Below are 22,088 nucleotides of genomic sequence, written 5' to 3' on the forward strand. Positions count from 1 at the left end.
AACTCCTCTTTTCCATGGTTAATTAATAACTTTCTCATATAGTTTAATGCGGCTATAGTGTTTATCTTCATTTAGACAAATCTTGTGCAAACGTTTTAGCATGAAAGCAGCTAATAATATACCCGAAATTAAAATAGTTAGAATGAACATTCTTGATTCATCTTGATTAATTAGGAACGGATAAAGCAAAGCAAAAGGAGAAGAAAAACAAGCAGGCACTATACAAATTACATTTGCAGCGAGCAATGCCGTAAAACTGTATTTTGTAAATTTGGGATGATGGCTAGGACTGCTGTAAATCTTCACTTGCTCCACAATACTAGCTACCATAAAGACCAATAATACGAAAGGAATAAAAAACAGCTTTGAATCACTTAGCACCAACGAAATAAACCAATATAAATTGGTAAAAAAGAATAGGGCAGTTACATAACGAACAAGTAAATACCGATTAAAATACATCGTTTTTATACTTTGTTTCTTTCTTTGCTTTTCTAGCAAGGCTCTTTGTTCATCATTCATATTAATCCCCCCTTCTCTTGTTCTTCGCTACTTGCTTCTTCTTTTATTATCAAACCACTAATAGATACCGCTTTCATTTTTTGTGGTGAAAATTAGATCGAACGGACTCCATCGTAGAAAGGGAAAAACTAAAGTAGCTTCCTTCTCTTTCTATCCATTAGCACCTTAGTTCGGAAGTTCTTGTAAAATTACGTTTGCTAATTTTTCAATCCCCATCGGAATTGGAACATATGCTTGTGGTGGTATGTTAACAACCGGCTTTCCTACACGATCCCCTGTTTCTTTCAGCTTATTGAAATACATCTTTGTTTGCGGGCTTACTAAATATAGATCAAATTCACCCTTCTCAATCATCTTACCGCCTTCATTTGCAGATATAGCATCTAATACAATATCCTGACCTTTTGATTTAAAAAACTCCGTTGTCTTTTTGGCCATTAGTGATGATGACATACCAGCTGCACAAATAATTAGGGCTTTTTTCATTTTATATTCCTCCAATAATTAATAAGATTTTTTGATTAAAATCAAACAAATTCCCAGCTTAGTTAGGTAGTTTCTTATGAAGTTCTATGAATTCCTTTGCCATATCGACAACAGTCATAGCATTCATTAAATGATCTTGCGCATGGATAAGCAATAACCGAATTTCAAATTTTTCTCCACGAGCTTCCCCTTGAATCAAATCTGTTTGAAAGCGATGAGCTACGCGCATTGCTTCATTTGCTTCATCCAGTTTTTGCTCTGCTAAAGAAAAGTCGCCACTTTTAGCATCATTTATTGCTTCCATTGCTAAACCTCGAGCATTTCCTCCATTTAAAATAATTTGAAAACTAATTTCCTCTAAGTTCATGCTAATCCACCCTTACGTAAAAAAATATGTGCACCAATTCTCCTATTAGCAGTAAAGATAAAGCTAACAGTACATTCGACTTAAGTCTCTATCGATTGCTAGCTTAAAAGATTAAGAGACTAATCTGGATGACTAAAAATGATTTGTTAGCGATTTCATCTCTTGCTATCAACTGCTTATCTACATACTATACCTAATTTAATTTAAAGTTAATTTAAACTCTTTCCTTTGCGCAACGGAAACCATTACCATAAAAACGAAAAATGGGTGTCAGGCACTACAAAAAGACAACTGTCTTTTTACGGTGCCTGACACCCACTTCTATTTTTTTCTTTTTTTAATTCGATGTAAAACCAATGCAATTATAATAGTCAACAAAGCGGCAAAACGGAAATTTCCAGGAGCGAACTTTAGTAGCCAAATACTAAGAATGATAGTTGCTAAAGTCAAATGCTCTAAATACTTTTCATGTGTAAGCTTATTTTTATTAGCTGTTATAATTATGTACGCAATCGGTGGTACAATAACGCAAATTGCCCAGAGTAGTTTATCACGAAGATACCACGGTTGAGTTTTATTCATCGTTCACTCCACTTTTTTTGGTCCTTTAATTCACAGTTAGTATACAAATATATCCATTGAGTTTTATGCTAAGTTTCAATTAAAATACTACAAAATACTCTAACAGCATCTCACTAAGATATGCGTTAAAATCCATTAAATGCTTTAGTCAAAGCATCTAGCATTTGTTTCTTCATATATTTTGACAGCAATTCTTCGTATATAAATTTTTAAGAAAAGCAGTCCTAATGGTCCAAGGATTTCAATCAACTGGTATTTTTAATTCTGAATCATCAATAATCAAATTTTTATACTCTTCTTCATTAATAATTAATGCGTTAGCTTCAATAAAGAAATAGTCCTTATCATTAACTTGAAAGTAAAAATTTGTAGTTGATGAAAGTGTTTCTATTGCTTTTAATTCACTATGAAGGCTTTCAATCATTATTTTACCAAATCCTTGAGGAAAATAGCTTGATTCTGATAATAATAAATGGGACTCTTCATCAAACTCATTTAGTCTAAAAGTATCATAAGCAGGTTCCTGAAATACATAATAAGACAACACTTGTTTAAACGTAATATTAATCAAATTGCGATTTCTATCACCCATTAATTTAAGGGTAATAGTTTCTTTCAGGTAATTAATATTCAAGTCAATAATAGCCAGAGACTCTATTTCCGAAAAAAAATGTTGTAATTTTCTTTCTGTATTCATTTTATCTTGCACCTATGTTCCCTCTCTTCTTTATAAAATGGTGTCAGGCACCATCAAAAGACAATTGTCTTTTTACGGTGCCTGACACCCACTTTACAATTGCTCTATCAATCTTTCTATATCCGCCTTCAATACTTCCTTTTTATCAGCAGGTAATTTTTCCTTTTTATCGTTATGAAGCAGCTTGATCATATCTTGGAGAAATTTAATCGCTTGATCGTTTTTTCCTTTCTCTAGGTGTTTTTGGGATTGCTTTAATTTATTGCTTAAGCTCTTATAAAGACTATCCTTTAATTCACCTGATTCCTTGTACATATCCAGTAATGTTTGAATGGACGTATGATCTGCTTGATACGGTCTAACTAAGAAATGATCAAACTTGGTATTATTATAATTGGACCTTACCCCTACTTTCCCTTGCGTAAAGGCAGTACGGCTATTGTCCGTAAAATTAATCTTTGGTGTCGCCATATCATCCACATATACTTTAATTGTTGTCCCAATCACTTCAATTTTCATATGATGCCAAGCATCTCGTGGGTCTGTGATCGAGGCACCATCAAGATACTCCCAATTATAATTTTGCTTTCCAAGATGGACGCCGTCTTCATTTATATAGGCCACATATCCTTGCATAAAATCAGCATTATTTTGGCTATACTCAATTCCGTTTGCTGGATTATTTACTCGGAAAATGACTCCTCCGTCTCCGGATCCTTCAGCCACTTTAACATCTGCTTCGATAATGTAATCCTTCCACTCTTTTTCACCGATAACTGATTTTGCAAAGGTTTCGCTACTTGCATTGTACTCGCCTATTATTTGTGGCTCTGGTACTTCGATTTCCTCTAGGAATTCAAAATAATAGAAGTCAAATTCGCCTTTTACTATTTCTACTTTAATCGTATGCTGTCCTGCTGGTAAGGAAACATTTTTCTTAATAACGCTTTGCCAATTATTCCAATCGCCAGTGCTAGGGACATCAATAACACCTGTCAAATCAATCGAATCATCAAGCCATAATCGGATTTGACTATCTTTAAATGTTGTAGCTACGTTTATGGCTAAATCATAGCTGCCTTCTTCTGCGATATCGACATTATACTTCAGCCATTCTCCTGTTTGATTCCAGCCAACATTGTAGCCACCTTCCGGATTCACACGGATATCGACTGCATCCTGGCGATACTCTCCGCCAATATTTTCAATGGTGTTGTCGTGATAGGCAACCCCTTCACCACCAGTAATATAATCTGCCGCCATTATTCTGCCTGGCAGCTTTTTATACTGATCAAATTGGTGGAACATAAATTTTGAAAGCTCAAAGCCACCTTCTACAGCAACTACTTTTAACGTATGCTGCCCTGCTGGCAAGGTTATATCCTCTAGTGATACAGTCTTCCAACTGTCCACGCTGCCCGTTTTCGGCAGATTAATTTCTCCCGTTAAATCTAGCTTATCATCTAACAGAAGCTTTACTTTCGATCCATCCTTTACAGAAGAAACAAATAAATCAAGACCATAACTTCCTTCTTCTAAAATATTCACATCATATGTTAACCATTCATCCGTCTCAATCGAGGTAACTGCATAATCCCCTGCGGTAGTTTTTCGAATGTCCACATCGTCATTACGGTACTGTCCCCCACTATTTCCTTCCGACTTATCATAATAAGCTACATTTTGCCCACCGTTGTTATAGTCTTCCGCTTCAATGAGCCCAGGTAGCGGCCGATGAACATCAAATGAAGACAATTCCATTTTCGTAAAGTCAAATTCCCCTTCTACGAATTCTAGTTTCAAAGTATGATTTCCCTTAGGCAACGTAATTCCATTTTTAATGACAGCCTGCCAATTGTTCCAGCCGCCAGTAGCAGGAACATCAAATACGCCGGTTAAATCTATTTTATCATCTAACCATAGACGCGCCTTTGCACTTGTAAAAGTTGTTGCAGCATAAAGCTTAAGATTGTATTCGTCAGCTTCTTGAACATTTACATTGTATTTCAGCCATTCACCAGTCTGATTCCACCCAACAGCATAGCCGCCGCCTTCTGGATTGGTTCGGATATCTACTGAATCTCTTCTAAATACTCCACCAATATTTTCTGGTGTCGTATCATGATAGGCAACTCCTTCCCCACCAGTATTGTAATAGGCTGCATTTATTACCCCAGGAACCTGTTTATACTCATCAAAATCAATATTTTGCTCTTCAAAAGGACCAACTTTCCATGTCCCCTCGACTTCATCCCATCCTTCAGCATCCCCATCATTAAAATCGTCATATAATACATCAACTGCTTTATAGCCTTGTACTTTAAAGCTTGAAAAATCAAACGAACCCTTTACCACTTCAATCGTTAGCGTATGCTTTCCTTTTGGTAGTTTCAGCTTTTCGATTGAGAACGTTCTCCAATCCGTTGATTGCGGAATACTTACATCCCCCGTTATATCCGACTTTCCATCTAACAAGATCCTTATCTTGGCATCTTGGGAGGATTCGCCAACTCGTAAATCCAGATTATATAAGCCTTCTTCGGCAATATTTACATTATATTTCAGCCATTCGCCTTTTTCATGTGATTCAATGTAATAACTGCCGTCAGAATCGTCAGCAATATCTACATAATCTTGGCGGTAGGCATTAACTGCTTCTTTCCTTGTTTTATCATGATAGCCGACACCTTCACCACCAGCATTATAATGAACAGCCTCAATTGTCCCCGGTAAAGGCTTGTACGCATCAAAGACATTGCTGCCGTCAACTTTATTGCTAAAAGCTGTATAGGCAAATGCTCCATGTACATCTGATGTGGTATAGCCGATGCTGCCAGCACCAATATTTCGAACTTCTCGTGTTTGCTTTTGCATGCCATCGACAAAGATTCTAAATGTATCTCCCGACCTTTCTACTCTCAATTGATGTAGCTTTGTGTAATCATAGCCTTCTGGCAGATCTGCATACTCCCAGCCTTGTTCCTCACCATCCACAACAAAATTAGTTTCCAATCGATTATGCTTCGAGCTTAGGACAGCTGTTCCGTAGTTCTTTTCATCCTTATAGGAGAAAACTACACCAAGTCGCGGATTTTCACTCTCCCCTTTTTCTACCATTTTCAGATTGAATTCTGCCGTATATTCCTTATCTGTAGATGTCTTACTCACTTGTCGTGACCATTTTGCATCACCCAATTTCTTCTGTTCCAGCCAATTAGAAGTATCTTTCGTGATACTCCATTTCCCTCCATTTACATTTTTCCAATCTGCTCCAAGTTCGGTTCGATTAAAACGATCACTAAAATCCGGTAAAGCAGGATCAGACTGTTCAGAAGTTGTCGGCCCTAACACGAGCATTTTCTCGCCATTCCATGCAATGCGGTCGAAGTTTATGTTACGCCCTGGGTTCGCATGACTATGATAGACGATATAGTCGGAATCAAGGTCTGGTCCTCGCACAACTGTGTTATGACCTAAACCTACATTTTCCCCTTCTGTGTTTAGTAAAAGTGGGTTCTGTTCTTTATTCGTTGTAAAACCAACATTAGGAGAATCACTTACTCCATAGTCAATACGGTATGCTTTATTCCAAATATGGTTCCCTGTATAAGTCATATAGTATTTGCCATGTCTTTTCAGTACGGTTGCCCCTTCTGTCCAGCCATTCATTTTTGCGCCTGTATCCGTTGCCTTGCCAAATTCTGTCGGCGTTGGCATAGAGCGTGCATCTATTCTATTTGATCCTGTACTATAAAAATACCATTTGCCGTCATCATCAATAAAAACATGTCCATCAATCCCCATCCCAAGGTTATCGGTTTGTTTTTTAAAAGGACCAAGAGGGCTTGAACTTTTATAGACATAATGCCCATTTCCACCTGGAGATGTATACATATAGAAATCGCCATTCCAGTAAACAACTTCCGGGGCATAAGCAGCCTTCGTAGTAGGTTCTTCTGTAACAAGACCAGCATATGTCCAATTCATTAAATCTTCGGATGTCCACGCCTTCACACCGCTTTTATCATCTACGGTACTAACATAGAGATAATAAATACCATTATGCTTTAGGATATATGGATCCCCTTCTCCATAATACTCCCCGCTATCCCATGTCCAAGATTCTGGTAAATCCATCGGGTTACTGTAGGCCAATGCTGCATACGGTAAAGAAAGCCATAAACTCATACACAGTAAGACTTTTACTAACTTCTTCAGGATAATCCCCTCCCCATATTTGTTGAAATACCATCTATATAAAAAGGGCATACCTGATCAGTTATAAATTGATTTTGTACACCCTGAATACCTATATTCTAGTAAAATACTGTTCTCTTAAATTTTGTTGGATAATGTAATCTACTATTACCATCTCATTGTTTAGAAATCATATAGGAAGAGAGGAAAACGATCATCTAAAAATTATCTACTTAATGTTGTTTTTTTAAAATAAAAACGCTTACAAACATCTTATATTATCCTCATTCGTAAAAATATACTAAATTTAGTATATAATATACCTTTTATACTTTTTTGATGGAAAAGTCCTACTTATTAGAAGAAAAAGGAAAGAACTGCAAGTGGAAAAAAGGTGAGGAGGATATTTTCCCAACAAAAAAACTACCATAGTCAGGTAGCATTCTTACTTTCTATTTTCTTCGGCAATCACTACATTTACTGGGATAAATATTCGTTTTGGTTCGTATTCTCCAGCCATTTGCTGCATTAATAACTTCACCGCATCCTTGCTGCACTGCTGGATATCCTGCTGAACAAAGGTAATCCCTTCTATTCCAGGAAAATCAAAAGTAACCAACTCTATTTGACGCAAGGACTCTTTTTGAACTTCTAAAATAGCACGATGCGCATACTGTGCCAATTCCGCATTCATCGTAAATAGGCAAGCTAGCTTCGGGTTTTCTAATAAAAATTGTTTAATTATTGCAGGAGTTTCCTGAACGGAGATTTTATCAAATGGCAGTGTTAGCCAAAGGTTTTTATCAATTGTAATTTCTTTTCTAAAAAAAGCTTGTTCAAATCCTTTTGCTCTTTCTTCCGTAACCGTGTTTGTTATTAAGGGAGAGATAAGTCCAATCTGTTCATATCCTTTATCCAACAAATAAGAAATAGCCGCAAACGCCCCTTGAGTATTTTCGGAACTGACACTATAGGTAGAAATATTTTTCATATATCGATCAATCAATACGAGGGGAAACTTGTCTAGTGACAGTCGAAGAACCGCTTCATTATACATTTCCTTTTCTGCCGGAAAAATAATAATTCCTTCCACACCAATCACACGAAAAGTCTCAATAGCTTCCGCTTCTTTTAGTTGTGATTCTCTAGAAATCTTAATGACTAAATTATACCCTTGCTCCGTCACATATTGTTCAAGGAAATTGACAAAATCCTGCTCCACCTTTGTCTTCATCGTTGGGATAATTAATCCAATCAACCCACTTGAAGTTTGGTTTCGTGCCATTGAACCTGTAAAACTACTTTCAATAACAAACGTCCCTTTCCCCTTAATCCGCTCCACAATTCCTTGATCCGCTAAGCCAGCCAACGCATTCTTGGTAGTAATCTGGCTTACATGAAATTCATCCATCAAATCCTTCTCAGAAGGAACCCTGTCTCCTACTCTCCATTTCCCTTCCTTTATCCGCTCTATTATCTTATTTTGAATCTGCTGATATAATGGTTCGTTTTTGATTGTACTCATCCTCCAGCCGTTTTTGTGTGTAACTAATGGAAAATATATATCTACTATACTAAGTTTGGCGTGAAAGATGAAGGGGGAGGGTCACTCTTTTGGGTCTCTAAAAAAATTCCCCAATAAGTCGATATTAAGGTATAGAAAAATATTTCCAATAGAAAGAGGTAGATCATGTTTTTAGATTTTCTATTTAAAAATAAAAAGAAAAATACAATTAAAAAGACGGAAGAAACTCCAAGTAACATAAAAAATAGAAACAACTCCACAACCAAAATAGAAAACAACCAATCTGCTGTTAGAAAAGGTGAACTCGGCGAATACAAAATTGATATTCAACTATCCCAGTTACCTAAAGATTATATGTATTTAAATGATTTATTCATTAAAAATCCTAAATCATCAACGGGGTATTCTCAGATTGACCACGTTATCATAACCCCTTATGGTTTATTCGTCATCGAAACGAAGAATTATCAAGGAACTATTTACGGAGGGAAAGATAGAAAAACTTGGTTAATTAATGGTAAGTTCAAAATGATGAATCCTTTAATGCAGAATTATGGTCATATTCAAGCCCTCAAAAGTTTTATAGAAGCGAAATATCATCCATACTTTATTTCAGTAGTTTCCTTTACAAAGAGATGCACATTTAAAATAGAGGAAGAATTGCGTAAGATTAGTTCTACTGAATTGGTCATTTACGATGTTGAATTAACTCAGTTTATTAATAGAAAGGTTGCTGTTCTTAAATTACAATACCCAAACCCCCTTTTTCTAAAAAGTGAAATGGAGATGATCTACAATTCACTTGTGAATGCTAATATTACAGACGCAGCAATTAGAAAGCAACATATAGATATTATCGAAGAAAAGAAGAACATCACTGACAAAAAAGAAAAGGAAAATAAATGTATAGTCTGTCAGAAAGCTGTATCAGATAAAGTAAAATCATTCTGTTTATCTAATAAGAAGTTCCAAGGAAAAATTTATTGTTATGAGCATCAAAAAAGTTTGTAAAACAGAAGTTAATATCCATTTAGATAATAGAAACATAAATCTTAATGGATAATTAAGTGAAAAAAGGAATATATGGAACTTGCTGATAAAACAAGCTTAAAAAAAAATCCTATTTTTATAGATTTTTCAGTATTTTTTCTTTCTTCACTTGTCATTCTATCTAACAATTCCTTTGCGAAAAATTCTTACTCTATAAATAACCTCTATTAATAAAATTCTAAATAGACAAAGAATATTCTTGGATTAAACGAAAAACTATACCAAAATCACTAATAAGGAGGGTTTTCATTTTTAATCGTTTTCCTGTTTTTAAGATAGAGAGAGTGAGTTGGGGGTTAAGGGGCTTCCCCCTATTCCCCACACCTGATTCATCTGGCCACTGGTAATCCCTTGATCAATTAATTCAGCCATAAACAGCGAAGTGATGATTTCCGTGGCAATTTCACCAAGTAAAAATATAGGTTTTTGAAAATTTCAGCGAACATGCTTATAGTTTATAGTCTCTGTATACCTTGAAATTGCTTATTTGCCCATGCAGCATAAGAAGGGTGTGTCTGAAGTAATTCTTCATGTTTTCCAACTCCTGTAACATGTCCATACTCAAATACAATAATTTGATCCGCATGTACAACTGTCGATAATCTATGTGCAATTACAATAGTTGTACGATCTTGCATCAAATAATGCAGTGCCATTTGGACCTCATGTTCTGAGTCACTGTCCAAGCTTGCAGTTGCTTCATCTAACAGCAAAATATCCGGTTGTCGCAACAAAGCACGAGCAATAGCTATACGCTGGCGTTGTCCGCCTGATAGCTGAATTCCTCTTTCTCCTACCTCTGTTTCATACTTTCTTGGTAAAGCGTCAATGAAATCATGGGCATATGCAAGTCGGGCTACATTCATCATCTCCAACTCACTCACTTCGTCTTCTCGCCCATAGATAATATTTTCTCGGATTGTACCTGATATAAGAGAACTTTCTTGAGACACATAACCAATTTTTTTGCGCCAATCATGGAGTGAAAAAGAGTCGATTGGCGTATCACCCCAATATATGTTTCCAATTTCCGGATCATAAAATCTCTCAATAAGCGAAAAAATGGTTGTTTTTCCGCTTCCGCTAGGACCAACAAAAGCAGTTACTTTACGATCTGGTATCGTAAAAGAAGCATTTAGCAAGATTTGCTTATCTCTTTCATAACCAAAGCAAACCTTGCGAAACTCTAAGATGTTATGCTTGTCCGGCATCACATCCTTTTTGTTGTCAGCTTCGAGGGGCTGTTCCAAGATAAGCCTTAGCCTCTCTGTCGATCCCATTACTTTTTTTAAATTCGAAAAAAATGCTCCAAACTGTTCAACAGGCATCATAATTTGAAACAAAAGTAAGATATATGCTACAAGTTTCCCTGCAGTAAGAGCTCCCGAAGAAACACGCACTCCGCCATAACCGATAATTACAACTAGTAGCACAATCATAATTAATGTCATCAATGGCATCAGTACTGCATTAACCCGAGCTTCTTTCATTTCCGATTGAAATAAATCATCCATGTTAGCTTCACCGTTTTTTAATTCTTTTCTCTCCGAGTTAGAAGCCTTAACCAGTCTCATTTCCCCAATGATTTGGGACAGCGTCGAGGATAGTGCTGCCAAATGTTCCTGTAAACGCACGGAATTTTCATACATCTTATTCCCCATCGGCATCATTACAGCTAAACTAATAGGTAATACCAACATAATGATTAACGTCATTTGCCAATCTAAATAAAATAACATGGCCACTGCACCAATAACTGTAATCAAGTTGGAAATAAAGTTGATGAAGTGATCGGTAATGAGTGATTTAATCTCATTTGTATCGTTTGCGATGCGACTCATAAGATCCGCAGAGCGGTAGCGATCAAAGAAACTCATCTGTAAATGAAGCATCTTTTCCCAAAGCTGTTTACGCAATTGATTGACCATTCTATTTCCAACATAGGCTAACAGATAGTATGAGAATCCACTTGATACGGCTTGCAAAATAAAGATAAAGACAAGCTGTATAATCGTAGTGGCATTTATTAATTCCAAACGAAATTGGTCAATTATTTTTCCAGTAGCTATCGGAACAATCAACCCCACAAATGAACTGATAATGCTTAAAATAAGGGCTATGCTTAGAACCAGCTTGGGAACTTCTGTAGAAAATAAAAGCTTCGCTAAATAGCGTAGACCGGTTTTATTTAAAGAGTTGTCACGATCGCGAATATTTGTAAATTTCTCTTGATTGCTCATAATTACTCCTTACTATATTTTTTTAAATTTTATACTGGATACCATTAAATAGGAAAAAGCAAATAATGAAATCACCGATATAAGTGTTAAATTATTCGTGCTTGGTGCAATCACCGAGTAAATGGACAGAATAAAACCTGCCACGGTTATTGGAATTCCACGAAAGATACCCTCAAACTCTTTGACATTAAATCGTGCTAATCTATATGAACCGCTGACGACGTATAACAATAGAGCAACTATACCTACAAGTCTCAGCATGCCAAGATCATCAAAGTTAAATTTAAAATAAACAAGTAAAGCTGGAGCAATCCCAAAGGAAACCAAATCGGACAAGGAATCCAATTCTTTACCGAATTCACTGCAAACATCTAATCGTCTAGCGATTCTTCCATCGTATCGATCTATAAATGCTGCAATAATAATATATATGGCACTTGCGAAGTAATTTTGATTAATAACCTCGACAATTGAAAGTACCCCAAATGACAAATTTACAAAGGTAAGCAGATTGGGAATATTCTTTATAAACATAGGTTCTCCTCACTAATAATGAATTTTATTATGACTCCCATTTATTGATATTTGGTAATCTGGTTAAATCGTTTTCGCACTGTAATCTACCCTTTCCTGTTTGCTTATGATATATAAGATTATGGGAGATTTCTTAAGATGGGGGGTTCATAATTCTTAAGAATTCTTAAGTCGCTTAGTATTTACATTTTATGGGTAGCTAATTTAACAACTTGTTAGTACAACTGAATGATAAATGGAAAAGGAGCATTGATATGAAAGAAATAATAAAAGCAGACCATCAACCAGTCTGCTTTTATTGATTATATAATTGTTAATGCCAGGATGCTGATAAACCATGACCTCGAACGCTCCATTTGCAATCTTAACCAGATCGCCGTCCTGTTGCTTCACCACGGTTCTGTCCCTTATGGATTTATTTTCTCAATTGTTTTTCTGCTGCACCTTTTTCATCATGGATCTATATATCTACTTTGAAGCTATATACACTACATTTATCAACAAGTATAGAACAAATAAGAATAAGGCTACCAAGAACACACCATTATTCTTTATAACAATCTCCTGATAATTCATTGAATATATCAACACATAGAGATAAAACATACAGAACATAAAACACAGCTTCAATAAAAAAATAGTTTAACTCCTTATGTTGTTAGAGATTAATTTATTTAGATACAAATTCAAACAGCGGAGAGTGAAGCCCCATTCCCTCCTTGACTCGGAAACAACTGATTTTGGTTCCAGTGACAAGTTGGATGCCCCAGAATCATTCAAAAGTCTGTGCGGTTTTATTTAAAATGACAGGTAACGTTACCTGTAGCAAAAAAGTATCTTTTCGTACCGATACGTTCAACGTCCCGTTGTGCTTCTGTATTATTTTCTGGCAACTAACGAGCCCAATTTTGTTGCTATCTTCCTTTTCGGCTTCACGTAAAATTTTATTCTCGAACCTAAGATCGACCCATTGTTGTTTCAAGGAAACCTGAATAAGAATGGGATGCTTCGGATCGGCATACTTTCGAATATTTGAAAATATATTATCGAATACACGGCGTATAGCGACCAAATTGATTTCCAGTAAAAATTGCTCATCATATGGATCTGCTTGAACTTGAATATCTAAATTATCCATAACCACCAGTTGCTCATCAATGAGTTGATCTATAAGCGCTCTGCCCTCATATAATTCAAATTCCACTTCCTCTTCTTCAGCGGCAGAGGACACCGTAAAATATTCGAATAGTTTGTCCGATAGCGCTTTGATTTGATAGGCCTTTTCCCGGCTATTATGGATATATTGCAGCAAATCCTCATGAGTCTTATACTTGTTAAGCTCGATGATATCCATATACCCCAGCAAAATTGTAAGTGGAGTGCGTAAATCGTGGGAAATTGCCGTGATCAATTCGCGATTGGCCATCCTCATCCTCTCCTCACTGCCGAGTCGCTCAGCAAATGATTTCCTCATCTCATCAATACTTTGGGCCAAAGAGGATAATTCATCCTTTCCAGAAACAGTAATTGAATAATCTAAATTTCCACCTTCAAGTATTTTGATCTCTTGTTCAAGTACTCCAATATAAGATGTTTTCTTATTAATTATCAGTAAGAAGGAGATAATGAATATAATGGCTGCTATGAAAATACCAATAAACAAAATGAGATTATAGTATTGATACTCATAAAGGCCTACCAAGTAGATCTGGGCATCTTGATCCGCAAAATGGACGGTAGTAGGTATTTCCGAAGGCGTAAATCGAGTTAGTAGCTCTTCGTTAATAGCAGGATCAACCTCTTTATTTGATGAGAAAATTAATTTCTCTTTTGCAAAAATATACAGATTCAAATATCGCTCATTATTTATCCATTCAGACAATTGCTCTCGATCACGTGTGGACACGTTTTTGCTATTCACAAACTCTTCGAATCGTTCAAGCGCGTCTTGCTGCCTATTTTCCATAAAAGCGGATTTGCTTAAATAACTATTTAACACTTTCTCGCCAACGACTTGTAAAATGCCGAAAACACTTAAAGAAATAGCTGAGGAAATTAATACTGCCAGAACGAGCTTGATCTTAAGTTTTTTCCCCATTAGTAATCTATTCAATTTTGTACCCCTTTCCCCAAACAGTCTTTACATATTTAGGGTTCTGCGGGTCATCTTCCAGCTTACTTCTCAAATTACGAATATGGACCATAACTGTGTTATTACAGGTATAAAAGTAGGGTTGCCCCCAAACACTTTCATATATGTTTTCTGCCGAAAACACCTTACGTCGTTTCTTAGCTAACAGCAGCAAAATCTGGTATTCAATTTCAGTCAAAGTGATTTCCTTCTCTCCAACAAATACAGTCTTTGCATCCTGGTAAATCGTAAGATCCTTAATGATAATATGCTCCGTTTCCTCAGTCTTCTCCTTGCCACGATAGACATAATATCTCCGCAGTAAAGCCTTCACTCTCGAAACAAGTTCTGTATAAGAAAAAGGTTTGGACAAAAAGTCATCACTGCCTGAAGAGAAGGCCAATTGTTTGTCCGAATCCTGCGTTTTCGCAGTAAGGAATAAGATCGGTGCGCTTGTTTTTTCACGAATCTCCAAACACGCCTTCAGCCCTGATTTATTGGGCATCATCATATCTAAAATAATAAGATCTGTCTCTTCATTTACTTTATTAATCGCATCTTGACCATCTATCGCTTCAATCACTTCATAATTCTCACTTTCTAACAAAATCCTTACAATTTCTCGGATTTCACTGTTATCATCAGCAATTAAGATTTGCTTGTTCATCTGATCACCTCGTCTAATATCAGTATAATAGTCGTTTTGTGCAACTACCAGTAAATACAGTCGACTTAAGAATTCTTCAGAAATTATGTATGTAACTCTTAATTTATCCATTCTATACTACAAACAGGTAGAAGTAATTACATAAAGGAGTTTTAAGCTATGCCACAACTTTCGAAAAAAACAATCGTAACAATACTATTAGGTCTAACTCTCATATTGTCTATTGGTTTGATCTATTATTCTCCTACCATTATTAAGATTATGTCGTCCATGAACAATTTTAGGGCGTTTATTCATTCAACAGGTAATTGGGGACCGGTCATGTTTATTTTATTTCAGATTCTTCAAATCGTGGTTGCGCCTATTCCAGGAGAAGTCGTACAGGTTGCAGGCGGTTATATTTACGGGGTTACATTAGGATCCTTATATACTACAATCGGCTTAATAATAGGCTCAGCGATTGCTTTTTATTTCACTCGGTTTATCGGGCGCGATTATATTTCAAAGCTACTACAAAAGAAAAAATATAAGTGGATGTCGTTAATACAGGATGAGAAAAAGTTTTCAATCTTTTTATTTATCTTTTTCGTGATTCCAGGTTTGCCGAAAGACCTGCTTGTATTTGTGGCCGCTCTTACATCCATGAGTTCATTAAGATTCTTCACCATACTTATAGTTGGTCGTCTGCCGTGGATTATTGCATCTGCCGCTTTGGGGTCCACCATTCATATGCAGCAATATAGCATAGCCATTATCATATCCGTTATCGCTGTTATTGGTTTTATTCTCGGATATATCTATAAAGATAAAATGATGGATCGATTCTCCAATGTGAAGAAAACAAAAGGGACAAGTCATTCCGCCAAATCCAAGGTAAACCTCAGCATTAACAAAAAGGAAAGTTTGTGTACAAAAAAGGGCGAATAAATCTAATACAAGAAACAATTATTCTGCAAAGAAAGAATACCTACCGATTTTTATTTTTGCCATTATTGGTGGAGCGTAAAATCGATGGAATCACAAACGCACGCAAGGGATAGCCCTAATCAATGTAGATACCTAATTATGCTTATTCAAGTGATTTCTAGGCCAACTTGTTAGGGCTTTATTGTACATTGATATAAAAAATAATATCCCAATAGTTGCAAGTACAGAAAACCCTTTAAATAGGGGAAAAATATAATGCAACAATTTTTAGTAAAATGACTGTACCCATTCATACTACTTTCAAAAGTTGAATTAGAGGAATTATAGCCATCACAATTAGTAGGGTCTATTGGTCCATGAAGGTACAGAAATGTATATTGCGCAATGATAAATATATAGATTTTATATTTAGCGTCAAGCAAAAAGCCTACAAAGCGCCAGATCACTCGATTTTGAATAACAGCTTGTGAAAAGATATCGTATCTTATCGTTTTCTATCGTATACTCTAAAAACAAAGAAAGCTCACAAATGTTGTTAAATCAACGTTTGTGAGCTTTCTTTAGCGATTAATCTAGACATAAATTAATCTAATGATACCCGGTGTCGGGATATTTTTTGATTTTTACTATCTATTTGGATAGTTAAACTAGTAAAAAATCTGTTTTCACTTCATTTAAAGTGAGCAAGATTTTTTAACTAAGTCACACTTTTTTATTTTATGGGACATAGTTGGGGCAAAGCTAAAAAAGAAAATAGCAGTTCCTTCTTTGCACTACTGAAAATAATTGTATACAAGGGCTACACTAATACCCAGTTTTAAAATTGATTATTCATATATAAATAGAGAAAAATGATATATGGTTAGAATAAAACAAATAAGAAAGGAATGCTGTCATTAAACAAAAAGATGAAGTTTATATTTTAGGGGATTTTGTAGTCCGTGGGACTGGAAAACAAGCAAACGAAATATTAGAGCCATTGAATGGGAAGAAATATTTAATTAAAGGCAATTATGAATACTATCTTGACGATCCAGAGTTTGAAAGCTCATATTTCGAATGGATAAAAGATTATTTTTCATTCAAGTACAACAACAAAACATTTGTATTGTTCCACTATTTTAGAGTGGGATTCGTTTTATAATAATTCTATACATCTCTACGGGCATGTACATCATAACAAGAAAGAATATTTTCGGAATATATTAGGTCCTAGTGTGATAAACGTTGGCGTCGATGTGAATAATTTTTCTCCAATCAGTTTAGAACAAGTATTAACCATGGTAAATTCAAGAGAAAAATAATATATGTTAAGAGATAAAATTATTTTGAATTAATGTGCATTGTTAGAAAATTGTTAGCAATTAAACAATTAAATAGCTTAGAACCCTTATAAAACAAGGATTCTAAGCTTATTTTTTCTTACTCCCACTCAATAGTGGCTGATGGCTTAAAAGTTACGTCGTAAACAATATCGTATATGTTGTCTACTTCGTTGCTACATCAATGTTTCTCACAAATGCCAAATATCGAATTTACTATTCCAATCATGTAAATCATCAGACCAATTGCACGGATGTTTTTGAAGGAAAGAGTAAAAAATCTGTATTCGTCAATTACAATTTATAGAATGTGTTTTCACAAACTTCTCAATATCAAAAAATAATTCGAAATTAGCTTTTATTTTTTCATCATCCCAATCCCACCACTTAATTTTAAGTAATTCATTAATGATATGGGAATCAAATCTATATCTGATTACTTTAGCTGGAACACCGCCAACAATTGCATATGGGGGAACATCTTTAGTGACAACCGCTCCTGCAGCTACTATTGCTCCATTATGAATAGTTACTCCTGGCAATACAACTGCATTTGTAGCAATCCATACATCATTTTCTATAACTATTGGCTTATTATATCTATCTAATAGTTCTTGATCATATTGATCTAACATTTTCCACATTGGATTCCACAGCATATTTGAGGTTGTAACAAGATCTATGGGATGATTACCTAAGGTTCCTATATTTGCATCTGCATTAATCGAACAAAAATTCCCCACGCTCTTTAAATAATGTTTACTTTCAACGGTTTTATCATTAATTCCATATGTAAACTTCCCTACAATATCTTTGAAATCTGCTTTTGGACGAAAAGGTAAATATATATGAAGTGACTCTAAGGAAGTATATTTTGATATTACTTGTAATATTTCTTCATACGATTCACTTGCAATAATTAACCTCTTCACTTTCGTAAAATCAACATTGACAAGGCTCACTACTTCTTTCCCCAGAATGCTCTCTCTTTCCATACGGTCAATAAAGTAAGGTACCTTTACAATAAAATAACCTATTCTTGCTACTAATTCGCTAGCAGCACTTCCAGTACCATAGATAAAAAAATCATCATTGATTCTCATCATATCTGATGTAAGACGCTTTATTTCTCGTTGATTCATTATTTCACCTCTTGCAATTATTCAAATAAGCATAGACTGCCTTTATAAAGTCTTTATTCAATCATAATAAATATACATATCTCGAACTTTTTTCTAAATATACCACATCTAATTATTTTGTGCTAATTCGCTTTTTATTCATGTCTAAAATCATTTACCAGCTCTCTTATAAAAATTTTACACGACTCCAGGGTTCAGCATTGAGCTTTTTCTTACAACAAAGAAATGGTTTTACACAGTAATTATGTCTGATCAAAAACGAGGTCTTAATATTCAAGGTTATATGAGATTAATAGCTATGTAAAAAGGGAGCGAAATTATGAATCTAGAGATAGAAACGAAAACAGACCTATTATTGAAGCGATAAAATATTATCTATCGCTTGATACTCTTCAAGAAGAGTATGCTCGAAAAGGAATAAGAAATGTTGTTAAACTATCAGCATTACTGAATTTTTCTTTGGAAGAAAAGATAGACCCTCCTTTTGTCTGTGAATATCATTATTTTCTTAATCATCCTAAACGATTAAATGTGGTTTCTACAGGTCGTGTAGAAGTAAACGAGAGCATAAATATTATTTACATCGCTGACCCAAAAACTCAGATTTGGGAAATTCATCTCATTACTTTAGTGATGAACGAGTGCCAACAACCCGAATAACATTGCTCGAGTCGTCCAGATTGGCGGTAACTGAAATGAAGGAATATTATGATTACATGAATGAGAATTTCAAGTACGGTAGTAAATTCTTAGACCATGGCTATAAACCCGTTTGGGTCGTATTTGACGAAATGGAGCTTTCCAAGCTAGTAGAACAGACAAGCAGTCTAAAAGGGTTGTTAGTGAGGTTATGGACGGAATAAAGCAAATAATTTTATTGGGTCGTCAATCAGGAGTTTTTATTTTAATTGCTGCTCAACAAATGAGGTCTGAAACTCTTTCTACGGATCTACCGCGGTAATCTCGCTCTTAGAATTATCCTCGGCTCAAATAGTAGTGAGGCTTATCGTATGGTCTTGGGTTTCTGCAACCCTAGAGAAAATTCCCCCAATTGAGGTGAAAGGTTCAGTATTGTTATATATGCAAGGCAGTGGAAAAAAAGCAGCTGAATACTGGGAATCTCCGTTTATTGACATGAAAAATTTTGATTTTATCGAGGAACTGAAAAAATATGCAAACATTACGAATTACTAAATAAGAGGACGAATTTATTATCGAGCATGTAAATCCTATGGTCATGGCACAAAACGCTTCTTTATCACGGAGAATGGCTTAAAAGAGGAGTTAGAAGCTTATGCTCCTGTCATTGATAAAATAGAAGCACAAGAACTATAGATAAGTACAGAAAAGTTGGCAAGCAAGTAGAAAAATGGTTTGGTAATAAAGTCGCTTCTACAATGAAGTACAGTGAGTATCAAGAAATTCTAAATGATTATAGAAAACAAGTTGGTGCGGATTCTCTCAGTCCGCTTTAACAGAGCTATACGGAATTCTTTTAGCTAGAAAAGATTCCATTTTAATAAAGGATTTTACACTAAGTGTTAAATAAATTCACAGAAACAAGTGAAACAGAAAATGAGAAGTTTATTGAATCTCTATCAGACTATCAATCATTACTCTCTTTTTTAAAGAAAAAAATGAATTACCCTACAGCATAATTCCTTACTTCCTGTATGTACAATTAAAAACTGGTTTTAGAGTGGGAGAAGTGATGGCATCAACATGGGAAGAGATAGGTTTCAAAAATGGCATGATTAAGACATATCGAAGAATAGACTCTGCTCGTCATGTATTTGCTCCACCAAAAACTCTACTTCAGTTAGAGAAGTTCCAGTAAGTTCTGATGTATTGGAAGTGCTCGACTCTTTAAAAGCAAAACAAAAAAGCTTGAAAATTCATGATATATCTGACGGATTCATATTTTTTGATGAAAGAAATGGTTTGCCAACCAATAATGGAATAAATAAGGCACTAAAAGGCTATCTCAATGAATTAAAGATAAAACCAATTATTACAGCAACAGGCTGTAGGCATACCTATTGTATTGTCATGCTCGCAAAAGGAATTGATATTTCTGTAGTCGCTAAATACATGGGGCATAAAGACACAAAAAGAGTAATTAATACGTATCGTCATGTTTTAAAGGAATTAGAGGAGAAAGAAAAAGAAAAAATCTGAAGTGTTCTAGATGAATTTAATTAAAATGGGACAAATTGGGGACAATCAAAAGCAAAACAGCTTAACCACAAGGGTCAAGCTGTTTAAAAAGATACCGGTGGTCGGGGTCGATATAGGTCTGAAAGTATTGATATTATAAGGTTTGGTTGGGAGCATGTGTAAAATATGTGTAAAATGATTTGGATTTCTAATTCAGGTATAGATCTCACCTGCCCTTTTGTTTCCGCGCTCCACATGTCCAGAGTGTATGTGGCAACACATGGGGGGTTGGTGAGATTTATAATACACTTGGTTTAATTCTTGTCAGATTCGTTAGTCTGTTCTTTAGAATCAGGTTGTTTTTCTAAAACAGAAAGTTCTTCCAACTTTTTAATTACTTTCATACAGGAACTATCTGCGGTACAACTATTTACAAATTCAAAAACTGAGTGTTGATAATCTTCGTATACGAATTGATTTTCTTCTTGTTCTTGCTCGTAGTAGATAGAGGTTAATTGCTCTCTAGATTGTTCAATTAACTCTAGCGAATTGTAGAAATCAATAATACTTTTTAATTCATCACGTGTCAGTTCTGATTTTAAATTAATTATTAATTCACTATAATTATTAAGTTGTTTAGAGACGGTATTGGGCAAGTAAAATTTTTCCATAGAATCAGGTGATGACAATTTAACCTGGGTACTGATTGAATCATAAGCGTCCTTCATATCGAAATATAATATTAAAGCACTCTTTTCAACCTCTTTTTTCTCCTCCCGTGCATCCATTATATTCTCTTGTATCAACCAACCACCGAAACCTATAACTGCACCTAATAATAATAAAGTAATCTCCCAAACTGGGATTTTTTTAGCTCCTCCTTGAGTTGTATCCCCCATCCTATTCTACTCTCCGATCTTATTTTTAGTTTTAAAATTAAAACAATAATTGGATTCTATCATATATTGATAAATTTTCCATTATTTTAGGAGCAATGTATTTTATCATAGAATTAGTGTAAGCCGTGAAAGAATATTCTTTTGTCTAATTGTCACTAAAATAATAATGAACTAAGGAACTTAACAATTGTTTATTCTATAAAATTAACTTTTATAGGGACATAGGGACAGGAGATATGGTGCACCCCAAAAGTTAGAGTCTAAATCTAATCTTTTGGGGTGTTTATTTTGGCTGAAAAATATAGTGATGAATTGAAATTAACGGTGGTCAGAGAGTATCAAGAAGGAAAATTAGGAATTAGGCCCCTAGCCAAGAAGCATGGGATTAAATCAAAATCAGTAGTTGACCGATGGATAAAAGTATATGAGAAATTTGGCTCTGAAGGATTAAAAAGGAAGAGGGCTAAAGAAGCTTATTCTGTTCATTTCAAGCTAGATGTATTAAGCTTCATGAAGAGAACAGGTTCTTCAGAGACGGATGCAGCCCTTCAATTTGGAATAACCAATCCTACTATAATAGCTAGGTGGAAGAAAGCCATACTGGAGGGGAAAGATGGAGGCCTGAATAAATATAAAGGAAGGT

Annotated in this window: 21 protein-coding genes and 1 pseudogene; 7 read left to right on the top strand and 15 right to left on the bottom strand. The window is 35.1% G+C overall.

The window, feature by feature from the left end; all coding sequences use genetic code 11:
- Nucleotides 1-18: 18 nt before the first annotated feature.
- From BCI01S_RS23120 to BCI01S_RS23150, 7 genes are all read right to left on the bottom strand, one after another.
- Nucleotides 19-522 (bottom strand): hypothetical protein, encoded by a 504-nt coding sequence (locus tag BCI01S_RS23120; protein ID WP_047943301.1) that lies wholly within the window; start codon nucleotides 520-522, stop codon nucleotides 19-21.
- 165 nt (nucleotides 523-687) lie between these two features.
- Nucleotides 688-1,008: a PTS cellobiose transporter subunit IIB gene (locus tag BCI01S_RS23125; protein ID WP_047943302.1), complete on the bottom strand. Its 321-nt coding sequence runs from the start codon at nucleotides 1,006-1,008 to the stop codon at nucleotides 688-690.
- Between the two features lie 58 nt (nucleotides 1,009-1,066).
- Complete coding sequence (locus tag BCI01S_RS23130; protein WP_047943303.1) at nucleotides 1,067-1,375, bottom strand: PTS sugar transporter subunit IIA; 309 nt, start codon at nucleotides 1,373-1,375, stop codon at nucleotides 1,067-1,069.
- A 321-nt stretch (nucleotides 1,376-1,696) separates the two neighbouring features.
- Nucleotides 1,697-1,957, bottom strand: coding sequence for a hypothetical protein (locus BCI01S_RS23135; RefSeq protein ID WP_061801212.1), 261 nt, complete (start codon nucleotides 1,955-1,957; stop codon nucleotides 1,697-1,699).
- Between the two features lie 241 nt (nucleotides 1,958-2,198).
- The gene (locus BCI01S_RS23140) at nucleotides 2,199-2,666 is read right to left on the bottom strand and encodes a YxiG family protein (protein WP_061801213.1); all 468 of its coding nucleotides are present in this window, start codon (nucleotides 2,664-2,666) and stop codon (nucleotides 2,199-2,201) included.
- 81 nt (nucleotides 2,667-2,747) lie between these two features.
- Complete coding sequence (locus tag BCI01S_RS23145) at nucleotides 2,748-6,842, bottom strand: carbohydrate-binding protein (RefSeq protein WP_061801220.1); 4,095 nt, start codon at nucleotides 6,840-6,842, stop codon at nucleotides 2,748-2,750.
- Nucleotides 6,843-7,296: 454 nt separating this feature from the next.
- On the bottom strand, nucleotides 7,297-8,376 hold the full coding sequence (locus BCI01S_RS23150) for a GntR family transcriptional regulator (RefSeq protein ID WP_053215734.1): 1,080 nt from the start codon (nucleotides 8,374-8,376) through the stop codon (nucleotides 7,297-7,299).
- Between the two features lie 165 nt (nucleotides 8,377-8,541).
- Here BCI01S_RS23150 and BCI01S_RS23155 point away from each other — a divergent pair, with 165 nt between their 5' ends.
- Nucleotides 8,542-9,387, top strand: coding sequence for a nuclease-related domain-containing protein (locus BCI01S_RS23155; protein WP_061801214.1), 846 nt, complete (start codon nucleotides 8,542-8,544; stop codon nucleotides 9,385-9,387).
- Nucleotides 9,388-9,881: 494 nt separating this feature from the next.
- Here BCI01S_RS23155 and BCI01S_RS23160 read toward each other — a convergent pair whose 3' ends face one another.
- From BCI01S_RS23160 to BCI01S_RS23175, 5 genes are all read right to left on the bottom strand, one after another.
- On the bottom strand, nucleotides 9,882-11,666 hold the full coding sequence (locus tag BCI01S_RS23160; RefSeq protein WP_061801215.1) for an ABC transporter ATP-binding protein: 1,785 nt from the start codon (nucleotides 11,664-11,666) through the stop codon (nucleotides 9,882-9,884).
- 12 nt (nucleotides 11,667-11,678) lie between these two features.
- Nucleotides 11,679-12,200: a CDP-diacylglycerol--serine O-phosphatidyltransferase gene (gene pssA, locus BCI01S_RS23165; protein ID WP_061801216.1), complete on the bottom strand. Its 522-nt coding sequence runs from the start codon at nucleotides 12,198-12,200 to the stop codon at nucleotides 11,679-11,681.
- 204 nt (nucleotides 12,201-12,404) lie between these two features.
- Nucleotides 12,405-12,596 (bottom strand): hypothetical protein, encoded by a 192-nt coding sequence (locus BCI01S_RS25505; RefSeq protein WP_156485493.1) that lies wholly within the window; start codon nucleotides 12,594-12,596, stop codon nucleotides 12,405-12,407.
- A gap of 376 nt (nucleotides 12,597-12,972) precedes the next feature.
- Nucleotides 12,973-14,313, bottom strand: a complete 1,341-nt coding sequence (locus BCI01S_RS23170; protein ID WP_061801217.1) for a HAMP domain-containing sensor histidine kinase — start codon at nucleotides 14,311-14,313, stop codon at nucleotides 12,973-12,975.
- Complete coding sequence (locus tag BCI01S_RS23175; protein ID WP_047943313.1) at nucleotides 14,306-14,998, bottom strand: response regulator transcription factor; 693 nt, start codon at nucleotides 14,996-14,998, stop codon at nucleotides 14,306-14,308. Before BCI01S_RS23175 ends, BCI01S_RS23170 begins: the two co-directional genes overlap by 8 nt.
- A 159-nt stretch (nucleotides 14,999-15,157) precedes the next feature.
- Here BCI01S_RS23175 and BCI01S_RS23180 point away from each other — a divergent pair, with 159 nt between their 5' ends.
- Nucleotides 15,158-15,925, top strand: coding sequence for a TVP38/TMEM64 family protein (locus tag BCI01S_RS23180; protein ID WP_061801218.1), 768 nt, complete (start codon nucleotides 15,158-15,160; stop codon nucleotides 15,923-15,925).
- A 919-nt stretch (nucleotides 15,926-16,844) separates the two neighbouring features.
- Nucleotides 16,845-17,069, top strand: a complete 225-nt coding sequence (locus BCI01S_RS26405) for a hypothetical protein (protein ID WP_369691039.1) — start codon at nucleotides 16,845-16,847, stop codon at nucleotides 17,067-17,069.
- A gap of 278 nt (nucleotides 17,070-17,347) precedes the next feature.
- On the opposite strand, the pseudogene BCI01S_RS26410 reads toward BCI01S_RS26405, so the two are convergent.
- Nucleotides 17,348-17,416: pseudogene (locus BCI01S_RS26410) on the bottom strand (hypothetical protein); the annotation flags it as partial.
- Nucleotides 17,417-17,537: 121 nt separating this feature from the next.
- Entirely contained in the window at nucleotides 17,538-18,389 is an 852-nt protein-coding gene (locus tag BCI01S_RS26080) for a CatB-related O-acetyltransferase (RefSeq protein WP_082810131.1), read from the bottom strand.
- 695 nt (nucleotides 18,390-19,084) lie between these two features.
- Between BCI01S_RS26080 and BCI01S_RS25820 the strand changes: the two genes are divergently transcribed.
- The 3 genes from BCI01S_RS25820 (at nucleotide 19,085) to BCI01S_RS25825 (ending at nucleotide 20,567) form a co-directional block, all read left to right on the top strand.
- Nucleotides 19,085-19,252 carry a hypothetical protein gene (locus BCI01S_RS25820; RefSeq protein ID WP_213087989.1) on the top strand — a complete coding sequence of 56 codons (168 nt, stop codon included), beginning with the start codon at nucleotides 19,085-19,087 and terminating at the stop codon, nucleotides 19,250-19,252.
- Between the two features lie 848 nt (nucleotides 19,253-20,100).
- Nucleotides 20,101-20,226 carry a hypothetical protein gene (locus tag BCI01S_RS26275; protein WP_268874885.1) on the top strand — a complete coding sequence of 42 codons (126 nt, stop codon included), beginning with the start codon at nucleotides 20,101-20,103 and terminating at the stop codon, nucleotides 20,224-20,226.
- 17 nt (nucleotides 20,227-20,243) lie between these two features.
- Nucleotides 20,244-20,567: a tyrosine-type recombinase/integrase gene (locus BCI01S_RS25825; protein WP_235844565.1), complete on the top strand. Its 324-nt coding sequence runs from the start codon at nucleotides 20,244-20,246 to the stop codon at nucleotides 20,565-20,567.
- A gap of 293 nt (nucleotides 20,568-20,860) precedes the next feature.
- Here the strand turns inward: BCI01S_RS25825 and BCI01S_RS23195 are convergent, their stop codons facing one another.
- Complete coding sequence (locus BCI01S_RS23195) at nucleotides 20,861-21,445, bottom strand: hypothetical protein (protein WP_061801219.1); 585 nt, start codon at nucleotides 21,443-21,445, stop codon at nucleotides 20,861-20,863.
- Nucleotides 21,446-21,733: 288 nt separating this feature from the next.
- Here BCI01S_RS23195 and BCI01S_RS23200 point away from each other — a divergent pair.
- Nucleotides 21,734-22,088 (top strand): helix-turn-helix domain-containing protein (locus tag BCI01S_RS23200; RefSeq protein WP_167555748.1); only part of this gene is annotated, 355 nt, incomplete at its 3' end.

The sequence above is a fragment of the Niallia circulans NBRC 13626 genome, assembly GCF_001591585.1.
GTDB lineage: Bacteria > Bacillota > Bacilli > Bacillales > Cytobacillaceae > Niallia > Niallia circulans.

What these genes read in the sequence shown, in the direction of transcription:
- BCI01S_RS23120 (WP_047943301.1), bottom strand. Translation starts at nt 522, where the DNA reads ATGAATGATGAACAAAGAGCCTTGCTAGAAAAGCAAAGAAAGAAACAA.
- BCI01S_RS23150 (WP_053215734.1), bottom strand. Translation starts at nt 8,376, where the DNA reads ATGAGTACAATCAAAAACGAACCATTATATCAGCAGATTCAAAATAAG.
- BCI01S_RS26275 (WP_268874885.1), top strand. Translation starts at nt 20,101, where the DNA reads ATGGCATCAACATGGGAAGAGATAGGTTTCAAAAATGGCATGATTAAG.
- BCI01S_RS26080 (WP_082810131.1), bottom strand. Translation starts at nt 18,389, where the DNA reads ATGAATCAACGAGAAATAAAGCGTCTTACATCAGATATGATGAGAATC.
- BCI01S_RS23125 (WP_047943302.1), bottom strand. Translation starts at nt 1,008, where the DNA reads ATGAAAAAAGCCCTAATTATTTGTGCAGCTGGTATGTCATCATCACTA.
- BCI01S_RS23130 (WP_047943303.1), bottom strand. Translation starts at nt 1,375, where the DNA reads ATGAACTTAGAGGAAATTAGTTTTCAAATTATTTTAAATGGAGGAAAT.
- BCI01S_RS23160 (WP_061801215.1), bottom strand. Translation starts at nt 11,666, where the DNA reads ATGAGCAATCAAGAGAAATTTACAAATATTCGCGATCGTGACAACTCT.
- BCI01S_RS25820 (WP_213087989.1), top strand. Translation starts at nt 19,085, where the DNA reads ATGAAGGAATATTATGATTACATGAATGAGAATTTCAAGTACGGTAGT.
- BCI01S_RS23135 (WP_061801212.1), bottom strand. Translation starts at nt 1,957, where the DNA reads ATGAATAAAACTCAACCGTGGTATCTTCGTGATAAACTACTCTGGGCA.
- BCI01S_RS23175 (WP_047943313.1), bottom strand. Translation starts at nt 14,998, where the DNA reads ATGAACAAGCAAATCTTAATTGCTGATGATAACAGTGAAATCCGAGAA.
- pssA (WP_061801216.1), bottom strand. Translation starts at nt 12,200, where the DNA reads ATGTTTATAAAGAATATTCCCAATCTGCTTACCTTTGTAAATTTGTCA.
- BCI01S_RS23195 (WP_061801219.1), bottom strand. Translation starts at nt 21,445, where the DNA reads ATGGGGGATACAACTCAAGGAGGAGCTAAAAAAATCCCAGTTTGGGAG.
- BCI01S_RS23180 (WP_061801218.1), top strand. Translation starts at nt 15,158, where the DNA reads ATGCCACAACTTTCGAAAAAAACAATCGTAACAATACTATTAGGTCTA.
- BCI01S_RS23145 (WP_061801220.1), bottom strand. Translation starts at nt 6,842, where the DNA reads ATGAGTTTATGGCTTTCTTTACCGTATGCAGCATTGGCCTACAGTAAC.
- BCI01S_RS23155 (WP_061801214.1), top strand. Translation starts at nt 8,542, where the DNA reads ATGTTTTTAGATTTTCTATTTAAAAATAAAAAGAAAAATACAATTAAA.